At 60.5% G+C, this 12,100-nt stretch carries 9 protein-coding genes; all 9 read right to left on the bottom strand.

Features of this window, described 5'->3' with window-relative positions; all coding sequences use genetic code 11:
• Nucleotides 1-754: hypothetical protein (locus JNL55_RS02310; protein WP_293848743.1), on the bottom strand; the 754-nt coding region annotated here is incomplete at its 3' end.
• 98 nt (nt 755-852) lie between these two features.
• Nucleotides 853-3,351: a TonB-dependent siderophore receptor gene (locus JNL55_RS02305; protein ID WP_293848742.1), complete on the bottom strand. Its 2,499-nt coding sequence runs from the start codon at nt 3,349-3,351 to the stop codon at nt 853-855.
• A 125-nt stretch (nt 3,352-3,476) separates the two neighbouring features.
• On the bottom strand, nt 3,477-4,559 hold the full coding sequence (locus JNL55_RS02300) for a FecR family protein (RefSeq protein ID WP_293848740.1): 1,083 nt from the start codon (nt 4,557-4,559) through the stop codon (nt 3,477-3,479).
• Complete coding sequence (locus tag JNL55_RS02295; RefSeq protein ID WP_293848738.1) at nt 4,556-5,044, bottom strand: RNA polymerase sigma factor; 489 nt, start codon at nt 5,042-5,044, stop codon at nt 4,556-4,558. Before JNL55_RS02295 ends, JNL55_RS02300 begins: the two co-directional genes overlap by 4 nt.
• A 136-nt stretch (nt 5,045-5,180) precedes the next feature.
• Nucleotides 5,181-6,647, bottom strand: a complete 1,467-nt coding sequence (locus JNL55_RS02290; RefSeq protein WP_293848736.1) for a serine hydrolase domain-containing protein — start codon at nt 6,645-6,647, stop codon at nt 5,181-5,183.
• Between the two features lie 80 nt (nt 6,648-6,727).
• A complete protein-coding gene (locus tag JNL55_RS02285) occupies nt 6,728-7,990 on the bottom strand; it encodes an alpha/beta hydrolase family protein (protein WP_293848734.1) in 1,263 nt (420 codons plus the stop codon).
• A 63-nt stretch (nt 7,991-8,053) separates the two neighbouring features.
• Nucleotides 8,054-10,507 (bottom strand): TonB-dependent siderophore receptor, encoded by a 2,454-nt coding sequence (locus tag JNL55_RS02280; protein WP_293848732.1) that lies wholly within the window; start codon nt 10,505-10,507, stop codon nt 8,054-8,056.
• A 118-nt stretch (nt 10,508-10,625) separates the two neighbouring features.
• Complete coding sequence (locus JNL55_RS02275; RefSeq protein ID WP_415922985.1) at nt 10,626-11,645, bottom strand: FecR family protein; 1,020 nt, start codon at nt 11,643-11,645, stop codon at nt 10,626-10,628.
• Nucleotides 11,623-12,100, bottom strand: a 478-nt coding sequence (locus tag JNL55_RS02270) for an RNA polymerase sigma factor (RefSeq protein ID WP_293848730.1), incomplete at its 5' end; no start/stop codon positions are given. The genes JNL55_RS02275 and JNL55_RS02270, both read right to left, overlap by 23 nt.

Raw genomic sequence — 12,100 nt, 5'->3', positions numbered from 1 at the left:
AAGCTTCGCCGACCTGGCGGTTGTCCCAACGCTCGATCCAGAAACGCCTGCCTCCGGCAAACCATCCCAGGCATTCGTGCATCGGCAAGCGCGAATCGGGCATGCCGTATGCCGCGCAGAAGTCCCGCCACAGTTCACCATCACGGGACAGCGCCTGCTTCTTGCCGTCGCTAGCTTCGATCCAGAGGTTATAGTCTTCGAGACCCAGCCAGCCGCTGCCATCGGGTATCGCCACCGCATCGGTCAGACCAGGTCGGCGGGCCGCGCTACCGACAACCATCGGATCAGCACGACCCGTCCGTGGATCGAAACGCCAGCTACGCTCGCCATGGCTGAAAACGATGTTTGCATCGGCATCGACATGGGTCACACGGACCGTTGCGGCGCCGCCGCCTTGAGCCTGCGCCGCCGCGGCGAGATGCTTCAGCCAAACGGTATTGCGCTTACTTGAAGCTGCGTCAACTATGACCAATCGCGAATCCGCAGCTTCGCGATAGACATACCAGAAGCGTTCGCCATCGATCCACTGCGGCCGCACGATTTCCGGGTCGAACGCGGGGGCGAAAGAATCCTCGCGGTGTGCGGCATCTGTCAGACCCAGATCGCCGTAGAGCCGGCGCATCACTTCCTTCGGCGTGAACGCTTCGGCTCGATGGTAATCCGCAGGCTCGGCATCGACCTGCGCCACGCCCACCAGAATCGTGACCGCGACACAAATAAACTGACGAGCACTGCAAAGAGTCACGTAACCCATGGGGGCAGTCCGCTACCGCGTCGGCAAACAGCTGGAACAACGCGACCGGTACGTCACACGCAAACATTGGTGCGTGCGACGTACCAGAGCACCAGGAACTACCAGTGCCCGCGCAGGGACAATGTGAGGCTGCGAGGCGTGCCGTAGACGTTCTGACGATCCAATTCGCCAGTCGGCTGCCAGTACGATTTATCGGTGAGATTGTCGCCGGAGAGAGCCACCGTCCAGCTGTCGTTGAGCACATACTGGACCGAGGCGTTCCACAACGTCATACCGCCGTAGGCATAGATGTCGTAGTAGGCACTGCTCTGCGAAGTAACACCGGCATTGACCGTGACCGCTGAAAACCTGCCCGGCAGCTGATACGTGTTCCATATTTTGAGCTGGTGCTTGGGAGTTCTGCCCAACGTGCTGACGCCGGTCGCGGTGCCTACATAGTCCGTCTGCGTGAAGGTGTAGCCGCCGAACACCTGCCAGCCCGGCATCACCTGACCGGACATCTCCAGATCCATACCTTCGACTGTGATTTTTCCCTGTTGAATGAAACAGCACTGAGTGCCGTCGGTCGGATTGGTACTACCCTGCCCCGCGTACGCAGGATCGGACCTGCCCTGACCTTCGCGAATGAGCCGGTATACCGATGCCGCGGCGGTCACGCCTTGGAACACATCGCCCTTGATGCCCAGTTCAAGATTGTCGCCGGAGATCGGAGACAGTGCCTCGCCGCCCGGCGGCGGGCCCTTCAGCTGGTTGCCCTGAGCTTTGAACGTCTCACCGTAGCTCACATAGGCTGTCCATTGATCTGACAACGAGTAGCTCAAGGCCGCGCTGGGAATGAACTCCTGTTCGTCGTACCGCAGACGGGACAGCACGCCGCTGGCAATGTTTTTCAGCGCATGCTTGTAGCGAAACTTGCCGTAGCGGCCACCGAGGGTCAGCCGCAATGGGTCCGCCAATTGAATGCCGACCGTGGCATAGAACCCTTGTTGCGATTGCTGCCGCTCCGGATAGTACGAAGAGACGTACCCGACCGGCTCCGCAATGGCATTCGGGTCGTAGTTGAAGTAGTTGATCGGCACCATGTTGGAATACTCAAAGCCCGGCTGCACATAGCCGAGCTGCCCGCCATCGAGCGCCGTGTAGTCCATGCCCACCGTGTAGCTGTGACTGCGTCCGAACAGATCCAGCTTGCCGCTGGCCGACAGATCCAGCATGCGCTGGATGGAAGAGTAGTCGGCTCGCGTGCCATAGATCGTGGAACCGGCCAATGTCGCTGGATTCACGGCGCCTTGGACCGCCAGGTAGTTCAGCTCGCTGTCCTGCTCGATCTGGTTCACGTTGAGCCGCAGTACGCCGGTCTCACCGTACTTCTGCTCCACTCTTCCGAAAAATTCCTGGGTCTCGAAAGTCCAATGGGCCCAACTCGGCGCGGGGCTGAATTCACGCGGCAATTCGAGCAGTCTGCCGTCCGAGTATCGCGGCAGGCCAGTCCAAGCTGGGAACCCGCCGTCATCACGCTTCTCGTAGTTTGCTCCGACTGCGATCAGCGTGCTGTCGGTAGCGTCGAACTCCATCGTCCCATAGACGATCTGCTTCTCGGTCGTGTAGCGATCCAGGTGGTACCCGCGATCCATGTAAGAGGCGACGGCACGGCCACGCAATCGCCCATCGAGCGCCAGCGGACCGGTGCCATCGAGGACCGCCCGGTAGTTGTCCCAGGTGCCACCAGACAAGCTCACTCGCAACGCCGCGACGTCTTCAGGGCGCTTGCGGACCAGGTTGATCACGCCGCCAGGCTCGCCCGCGCCGGAATACATTCCGTCCACACCGCGCAGCACTTCAACTCGTTCGATCGTCGCCGTATCCGGTGTATAGAAGAAACCCAATCCGCCGGTATATGCGGGCGCGCCGCCATCGAACTGCAGCTTCTCCAGTTTGATGCCGCGCGAGTAGTAGAACGTTTCCAGCGCGTTGAAAGCGCCGACGGTCACGCCGGTGGTCTGGATCAACACTTCCTGCAGCGACGTCAGGTTCTGCGCCTCGATGCGCTCGCCGGTCATGACAGTGATCGACTGAGGCGTGTCTCGCAGCGTGCCGCCGGACTTCGACCCGACGCTGAGACGCTCCTCGAGCGTAGCGAACACGTTGACCGTCGCTATCACGTCGGCGTCGGCAGTGGTGTCGGCTTCCGCCCCCGAAGCGAACGCCCCTTGCGCAGACCAGGCTACTCGTTGTGCCCCTCTGCTCTCCGGCTGGGTGAAGGAGATTTTGTTGGTGGACGCGGCATCTGCCGGAATCAACGTGATGGTGTGCGCATCGACGAAACGAAAAGTCAGCCCGCTGCCCACCAGCAGTTTGGCCAACGCATCTTCCAGGTTCGATGCCCTGCTGATGGCGGGCGCGCTGAGATCTCTGACTGCGGCCGGGTCGAAAAGAATATTGGTCTTGGTCTGTTTGCCGAGAGTGCGCAGTGCAATCGACATCGGCTGTGCCGGCAGCTCCAAGTGAGCTTCACTCTGGGCAAGGACCGGAACGGTGACCAGCGATGATGTCAGGGCACAAGCGATGGCAGCAGCCAGCGAGAATCGATTCTGCATTTTTTAATTCCCCGCGTGCCTTCCTTTGCACGTTGTTGTTGGAGCCAGGAAGCGAACAGTCGGGGTACAGACGCAGCAGCTCGGAAAAACACACCCTCCTACGGGAAGAATGCGCGCGCGAAACGTTACCGAGCTTGATCGACTTTGGGCGGTGCAGGTCCGAATCGGGACTCACTCGGCGGCTGAGGCAGGCCAGACAACACTAGTCGACGGCCGTCACGATGAACATCCAGCCCGTGGGTCATGGCGACCGCCTGCGCGAGATTTTCCAAATCCGTCACTCGGAAAATTCCGCTTACGCGAATATCCGCTGCCGGGCCTTCGACGACCAGCTGCAGAGTGCTGTAGCGATTCATTTCCTCGACCGCTTGAGCCAGTGTCATGTCGTCGATGTTCACCAGCCCTTGCTGCCAGGCCGTGAGCTTCTGGATTTCCGGGCGATCGAGCACCGGCGGGGCACGCTTTTCAAACACCACCCTCTGCCCCGGAGCCAGGGTGATCGCTGCGGCTGCTGCGCTTTCAGAAGTTGCGGTTACGGCAACCTTGCCCTCAAGCAACGTGACTGCAACACGCGCACTGTCACTGCGGACTAGAAAAGCTGTGCCCAACGCGGTGACTTCGCGATTCCCGACACTGACCACGAAGGGCCATTCGGAACGCTTGGCGACTTCGAAGAACGCTTCGCCGGAGTCCAGCCGCACCAGTCGCCGCTGTTGGTCGTAGTCGACGGTCATCCGCGTCGCGGTGTTCATCGTGACCTGGGTACCGTCGTCGAGCACAACGGTGCGCCGTTCGCCGATCCCGGTCTTGAGCGCGGAGCCCTGCAGATAGAGGCTCACTCCGATAACCGCGATGAACAGCGATGCAACCAGCGCCAGCAACGGTGTGCGCGCCACCTTCTTGCGAGGCTGCTCGCTGGCGCCTCGGGGAACACTCACTTCGACTCGTGCCGATCGGCGAACCATGGCTCGCGTTCTGTTCCATGTGTCCGTCGCATGTTCGAAGGCATATTGATGCATCGGGCGTTCGACGAGCCAGCACCGGAACCCACGCTCGACGCCCGGCGTGCGATCGGGGCCATGCAACGTCACGATCCAAGCAGAAGCTTCGGCGATTGCTTTGAGCAACACGGGGTCGTGCTCCACGGCGGTGGCTTCCGCAACCGCCGGCTTGGGCACGGCCGGATCTGGATTGGCAGGAGTACTCACGGCGGTGGCAGGCTGCTGACGGACAGTACGTTGATGGCCTTGGCGAGATCCTTCTCCACCGTGCGTCGGCTCATGTTGATCTGCTTTGCGATCTCATCGTAAGTGAGACCTTCGAAACAATGCAGAAAGAATACGCGGCGCGCGCGCTCGCCCAGCTTTTCGTCCAGGATGGTTTGTACCTGCTGCAAGCATTGGTGACTGCCGGCCTGCTCTTCCGGGTTCGGCGTCAGCGCAGGCAGCGCGAACTCCTCGACCGCACGCCGCTCATACAAATGCACCCGCTCGCGCCGGCTGCGATCCACGGACAAGTTGAGCGCCGCCCGGGCGACGAATGCCTCGGGCTCGAGAACCTGCTCTCCCTTGTCGATGTACGTCAACAATCTCACGAATGCCTCCTGCACCAAATCCTCGGCCTCATCCGGCCGTCGCCCACGCCTGCGCAACATGCTGCAGAGCTTGTGAAAGTGGGTCTTGAAGACGTCCATGCGGCGAATATGGCATGGATACCTGCCCGAACCCAAATGCCAGTCATACGCCGGCGGAGGAGCGACGGCGACCTGAAAACTAGCCTTGGCGTAGAGACGCAGTAGGCGGGAAAAACACACCCTGGTTGGTCAAATCTCAGCGCTTCTGCAGCTCCACCCAATGCGGCAGGCTGTAGATCCAGCTCCACCTCGGGTCGTTGATGGAATTCGCCGCGACGCTGCCGTTCAGTACGTTGCCGCGCAGCTTGAGATCGAAGGCGAGATCGTGCGGGTGCCGTTTGGTATCTGCCGTATCGATCTGACTCAGTGCCTGGCCCTTGAGCGTGCCGTCGTCGAAGGTCACCTTGTTCAACAGCGTCTCCAGCTGAGAACCGACCTGCACATGCACGTCACCACTGGCGAGGATCTGCATCCGGAGCGGCAGCTCACCGGCGTAAGTGTGGATCTTGCCATTCCAGGTACCCACCAGCTCCTTGACTGGCTGAAAAGGCGGCGATGGCACCGGAGGCGTGCGCGGCGGCATGGGCACCCACTCGGGCATCACGGCATGGAACGCGGCGTCGCGGATCTTGAAGAGGTTCACGCCGATCGACGCGTTGGTCAGCACTACCACGCACAGTTCTTCGGACGGAATCATCGACAGGTCCGTGGTCACGCCGGCCATGGAGCCGGAATGACCGAACACCAGATGACGACCGTTCTTGCGAGCCTGCCAGCCGACATTACCGAGCACGGTGCCGCTGGCGACACTCGCCGGGTTGGTCATCTGATCGATGCTGGCCTCGTTGAGGATTGCACGCTGGTCACTCAGGCGGTTTTTCATGAAGAACATGCCCAAGCGCGCCAGATCATGCGCGCTGGAATAGATCGCAGCCGCGCCCGGCTCTGCGAACGTGTAGAAGGGAATGCGCTGACCCATCCGGTCATAGCGAACCGCCTCGAACTGCTCCAATCCGGGCGCCACATCCACCGAGGAATGCGTCATGCCGAGCGGCAGGAACACGCTAGCTTTCAAGTAGTCAGCATAGGTTCTGCCGGACACGCGCTCGATCAGATAGCTCAGCACGCCGTAGCCGATGTTCGAGTATTGCTCACGCTCGCCCGGCGCCGTCACTACGTTGCCATAGCGCAGAATCGTCTGCTCCATCGAGGGTGTGAATGCGCGCTCCTCACCATAGAAAAACTGGCTGCCGCCAGGCAGCCCCGCGGTATGGTCGATCACGCGACGTACCGTCACGTCCCTTTCCTCACCGACCCGAATGGTCAGCTTCGCGTCGCCCAGATAGTTGTTGACGGGTTGGTCGAGTTCGACCTTGCCGGCTTGCACCAGCGTCATCAAGCCAGTCACCGTAATAGGTTTGCTCAGCGATGCCAGCGAATACATCGTGTGCTCGGTGGCGGCCACACGATTCTCGCGGTCGGCCCAACCGAATCCCTGCTGCCAGACGATCTTGCCGCGCTTGGCCACCGCAACCGACACAGCAGGGATATTCGATTCGACCATCTGCTGACGAATCGTTTCCCTCGCCCGGTCGAAACGATCTGCCGCCGACGAGGTGCAGGCGACGAGTAGCAGCAGCGAGATGCCGATGAGTGATTTCATTGTGGGCAGTTCTTTTTCAGGTAAGGCATAAGTTCCAGCAGCAAGCCGAGCGCAAGCCACGCTTCGCGTTTGGAAACGAATCATTTCGGCGGTCTGCGCCGGATCAACGTAGCTTCTGGAAACGACTTGGCGCCCGACAACAGCGGGGGCTCCACAGCAGCGCCACGCACATGCTTGTCGAAAAACTCCAAGGTGTAGGCATTGACGATCTCATGCGCCGCTTGCGGGTTCATCCATTGCTTGCGTTTGTCCGCGAAGAACAGCGGACGATCGGAGAAGCTCTCGTGATTGGTACCGGCGATGCTTACGTAGTACCACTCCTTGGTGCTGCGACGGAGCAGCTCCCAGACATCAGAGAACACCGTAAACCAGGTTTCGATGTAATCGGGATCGGCCAGTCCATCGCCCTGCGCGTTCGGTTCGACCCCACCGTTGAACATCAACAGCACCGGCCGCTCGACACCGAGGGTGACCGCGCCTTTCGGGCCGAGCAATCCCCAGGGCCAGCCATCGAGATTCGCTGCCGCCTTGATTCGTGAGTCGTCACGTGCAGCTTGCAGCGACACGAACCCTCCCAGCGACCACCCGAGCGAACCGACGCGCTGCAGATCCAGCCGGCGATAAAAAGGGTGCGCAGGATCGGCGTTCAACTGCGTAAGACGGTCGAGTACGAAACTCAGATCTCCCAGGTACAAGCTCAGGTCGGCGTGCGCCGCCTGATACTCGTACGCCTCTCGTTGCGACAAACCCGCCGGCGCCGGAGCACGCCACTGTTCGCCATCGTTCTTGTATTTCGTGCCGTCAGGAAAGCGCTCGAGACTGTTCGCGCCCGGATGTCCGATGGCCACCACGACATAGCCATGGCTCGCCAGAAACTCCGTTTGAAACGTGCCGGTGAAATGCGGATTCCCGTTGCCATGGTTGTAGATCAACAATGGCAACGATGACTGCCCCGCAGCCACCGGCGCGTTCAGCCTCGATTGCGTGCGCACGTGTTCCAGTCGGTGTACCCAGTGTTCCTTGCCGTACAGCTGCGGACTGATCGCATAGGGAGCGAATGGCAACTGCGGCGCCGGCGCCGCCGGATACCAAGCCTGAACCATGACTTTGCGCTTGTCGCCGACCGCTGCCGTGCTCGGATCATCGAGCGCATCGTTCACCCAAAACGCCTCGAACGTTCCTGTTTGGTACGGGCCGCGCAGCTCGCCGGAAAACGGCTGAACGGGCACATCGACCGACTTAGTCCCATCTGCGGCGATGGCACTCGCCGACAGATGCAGGCTCGCGAGGGAAAGTGTGCACGCATAGAGAGCGCCCATCATCGGGCGCACACGATGTTTCATGTCGGATGTTCCCGCCCGGACAGCGACCGAGGTGGTTGACGCTGTCCGGTAAGTTGCAACGAACTACCAGGTGCCTTTCAAGGACACCACAAAGCTTCTGGGTTCACCGTACCAATTTCCCCGGCGCGTATCCCCGAGCGTGCGGTAGTAGGTGCGGTCGAACAAGTTGGTCAGGTTCAGTGCCACCGACCAGGTGTCGTTGAAGGAATATTCGCCGCGCAGGCTGACTGTGGCGTACGGGTCTTGATGGAAGCGGTATGGCGTGGATGTTTGCACCGCGCCGGTCACAGGATCGTAAGTCGCGAGTGAACCCACTACGGACGTGCGACTCTGCGCGTTCAAGCCACCGCCAACCTTCAAGCCATCGAGCGCGCCAGCGAATTGATAGGTGCTCCACAGCTTGAACAAATGAGCCGGCGTACGCGGCATGTATGAGGTGCCCAGATCGGTTCTGTACCCCGACTTGTACTCGTTCTCGTTGTATGTGTAACCGCCAATCAGGTTCCAACGATTGTGCAATCTGCCACTGATTTCTAGATCGGCGCCGCGACTCTCGATCACTCCCTGCGCGAGATAACAGCAACTCGACCCGAGTGCGCCAGCTCCTGGCGCGTAGCTGGAATCCAGCACGGCCTGGTTCACACGTTCGATCTGGTAAACCGACATTTGTGTTGCCGCTCGACCTCGCCCCAGATCGCCTTTGATGCCGAACTCCAACATCTCGCCCGTCATTGGATCCAACGGCCGTCCGGGCAACGGGCCGGACAAGCTGCTGGACTGCGACTGAAACACCTCGGAGTAGTTACCGTAGGCGACCCAGCTACTGGGCAGCTCGTAAGTGAGGCCGAAATACGGCGTCACCACGTTACGTTCCTGAGAGCGTCTCAGCGTCAAAGAAAGGGTCTCGCCGCCGACTCCCAGTGCGCGGCCGTCGTTCCACGATTCGAAGTTGCTGTAACGCGCACCGGCGAGCAAGCGCATCGGCTGCAACACCTGCAGGCTGATGTTGGCGTAGATGCCGTTCTGCTTCTGGCCGAACGAGTCATTACGTTGCGGAAACGCCGTGCGACCGGGATCGGCGAAGGCGCTCGGGTTGAATGCGAATGCGTTCGCCGGTTGGTCGTCTAGGAACCAGCTGGGCGCGCGAATGTTGTTGTCCAGCCAGTCTGCGCCGATTGCGACACGATGAGTGCCGCCCCACAGATCGAAACTACCCCGCAAGGTGATATCCGCCACATCCTGGACGCTGCGATTGATACCGCTGGCGCCGATCATGTTGATCGCGGATGTCACGGGATTCACGGCGCTGAACGAGACCAGAAAATTGTAGTCGGTGTCGCGGCGATCGCGCATGGTGTTCAAGCGCAGGCTCCATCGGTCACCGAGTTGCTGTTCGAGGCGAGCGAAGGCACTGGCGCCGGTCGAATCCAGCTTGGACCAATCGGCCGTAAAGACGACCCCACGTGACAATCCGAGATCGCTGCCGTCGCCGAAACGAGGCAAGCCGAATCCCGCGTACGGTGCGTGGCTGTTATCGTAGTTGCCACCTACTGCAAGCAGCGTAGTCGGCGTCAGATCGGCTTCGAGCACGCCATAAACCAGACTTCGATCCCTGCTGTCGCCGATGCTCTCCTGAAAAGAGCGGCTCTTCTCTTGCATATAGACCACGCGGCCACGAATTCGTCCGTCCCACGCGATCGGACCAGCGGCATCCAGCTCGCCTCGATAGTTGTCCCAGCGCCCGAGGGATGCCGATACCGACACCTGTGGTTCCGCCGTAGGACGTTTGCGAACCAGATGCACGGTACCGCCGGGCTCGCCGTTGCCGGAGAACAAGGCATCGGCGCCTCGCACCACCTCCACCTGCTCGTACATGGCCATGTCGGCCATCTGGCTGTAGCCGATGTTCACGCGAATCGGCGAACCACCGTCGATCTGAAAACTATCGATGGCGAAGCCGCGCGAATAGATAAAAGAGTTGGTGTTGCTCTGATTGACCACCGTCACGCCGGTGGTCTGTTCGAGCACCGAGGCGACACTGTTGAGGTTTTGCTCCTCCATCTGTTCGCGCGTCACGACGCTCACCGACTGCGGTCGATCTTTCACCGTCTCGCCGGTTCTTGAACTCAGAATGGGATCGGTAATGGTCCTGCCGTGGACCATCACTTCATCGATGTATCCCGGTGCGCTGCTGGTTGCACCGGTCTTGTCCGGGTCGACGATCATCATCGCACCGCTGGACTCATCCGTGCTCATCAGCAGAGGAGTCCCTTCGAGCAGCTTCTGCACCGCTTCGCGTACCGTCAACTGCCCGCGCACGCCCCTCGTCTGAAATCTCTCGATGTGGCGAGCCTGGTAGACCAGATCGACATTCGCCTGTTTGGAAAGAATGGTCAGCGCTTCGGCGAGATTGCCGGCGGGCACATCGATCTTGGCGACATCGGCGGCATTCACCGTCGCCATTGCCAGTGAGCAGGCCATGGCAAGCAGCGCGGACTTCGCAAGTGGCTTCAACATTGAAACTCCCCGTTGAGCTCTTTTGAGCTGTTTCCTGTTACGACGAAGGAGTCGCGCGCTCACCGGAAACGAATATGGATGGCCCAATGCAGATCGCCCAATTCAGATCGACAGTTTGTTACTTTCTGGATAGCACCACCCGGTCACCCTCAGTCATCACCTGGATGGGAAAGCTGCGCTCCAGCAGGCGAATGAAGGCATCGTACTTGGTCACGCTGAACTTGCCGGTCAGCTCGACGGCCGCCAGTTCCGGATCCTGGATGACGATCTGGCGCTCGTTGTAACGATTGAACTCCGCAACCGCCTCGATCAGCGTGGTATTGCGAAACACCAGATAGCCGGTACGCCAGCTCAAGTCGTCTTGTACTTCCTCTTTGGACTTCTTCCGCAGTTTCAGACCGCTGCGTTCAGCACTCGCCACCGTGCCGGTCGGCAGCATCGCGCCCTGAACGAGCAACACATCTGCTGCGGATTCGCTGGAGATGCGCACACTCCCCTCAGCTACAGCCACCCGCACATCGTCGTGGTCGCGTCGAACGGTGAAAGCGGTGCCAACGGCAACCACTCGCTTGTCGCCCGCCACGACTACGAAAGGTCTGCTGGGATCTTTGGCGACTTCGAAATAGGCTTCGCCCCGGCGCAAGGTCACTCGACGTTCGTGAGCGGAGAAATTGACTCGAAGACTGCTATCGGTGTTGAGCGTAATCCTCGATCCGTCCGCCGTGGGTACCACGGACCTGCCACCGATCGGAGTTTGGTATGCGCTGCCGGACGACCAATGTTGCACTCCCAAACCAAGTGCAACCGCGAGTACCAAGCCCGCAGCCAGCGCCCATGGGCGCTTCGGGCGCCACCGCCCCCGCGCGTGCTTTGGCTTTGACCTGGGCGCCCTGACGACGGGAGATAAGATCCAGTCATCAGGCGACGGAACGGCATTGGACTCACTGCCCGCCCCCAGCGACTTGAGCCGCTGCATTTCCTGCCACGCTGTCTCGAGCCGGATGTAGGCAACAACGTGGCCAGTCGACTCCTCGAGCCATGCATCGAGACCAGTCTGATCTTCGCCCGACCACTCTCCGGAATCGCGCCTTACCAGCCAGGCAGCGGCCTGTTCTTCAATCTTCTTGCTGGCGTCCATGGCCACGTTCCTCGTCGTTGCGATCTCGATGCGTCTGGACTTCGGCGCTAGCCGGTGTGGAACGCAGGGCATCGGCGATCAGCTGCATTCCCCTTATCAGATGAGTTTCGACAGTGCGTGAACTCACGCCGAGATGCTGGGCTACTTCCTTCTGCGACAAGCCGTCGACGCGCCTCAGCCAGACAACCTCCCGGCACTTTGGTGACAGACGCCGAAACGCACGTGCCACGCGTTTTAGTTCAGCGCGCGCACTCTCTTGCCGCTCCGGTGTCACTTCGCAAATCGCAAGCGTGGAATCACCGAACTCTTCCATGGCTTCGATGGACACTACCCGCCCGCGCCGTAGACGATCGTTCATGAGATTACGAGCCGTCACGAACATGAAGGCTCTCGCCGAAAGCGGGCGCGCTCTTCGCGCCGCTTCGTAGACACGCACGTAGACCTCTTGGCGCAGA

The sequence above is a fragment of the Steroidobacter sp. genome, from assembly GCF_016790065.1.
Taxonomy (GTDB): Bacteria; Pseudomonadota; Gammaproteobacteria; order Steroidobacterales; family Steroidobacteraceae; genus Steroidobacter.
This window is presented reverse-complemented; position numbering and strand designations above follow the sequence as displayed.

Excerpts from the sequence above, each read along its gene's own strand:
- JNL55_RS02275 (WP_415922985.1), bottom strand. The coding sequence starts at position 11,645 with ATGGACGCCAGCAAGAAGATTGAAGAACAGGCCGCTGCCTGGCTGGTA.
- JNL55_RS02285 (WP_293848734.1), bottom strand. The coding sequence starts at position 7,990 with ATGAAACATCGTGTGCGCCCGATGATGGGCGCTCTCTATGCGTGCACA.
- JNL55_RS02290 (WP_293848736.1), bottom strand. The coding sequence starts at position 6,647 with ATGAAATCACTCATCGGCATCTCGCTGCTGCTACTCGTCGCCTGCACC.
- JNL55_RS02295 (WP_293848738.1), bottom strand. The coding sequence starts at position 5,044 with ATGGACGTCTTCAAGACCCACTTTCACAAGCTCTGCAGCATGTTGCGC.
- JNL55_RS02280 (WP_293848732.1), bottom strand. The coding sequence starts at position 10,507 with ATGTTGAAGCCACTTGCGAAGTCCGCGCTGCTTGCCATGGCCTGCTCA.
- JNL55_RS02305 (WP_293848742.1), bottom strand. The coding sequence starts at position 3,351 with ATGCAGAATCGATTCTCGCTGGCTGCTGCCATCGCTTGTGCCCTGACA.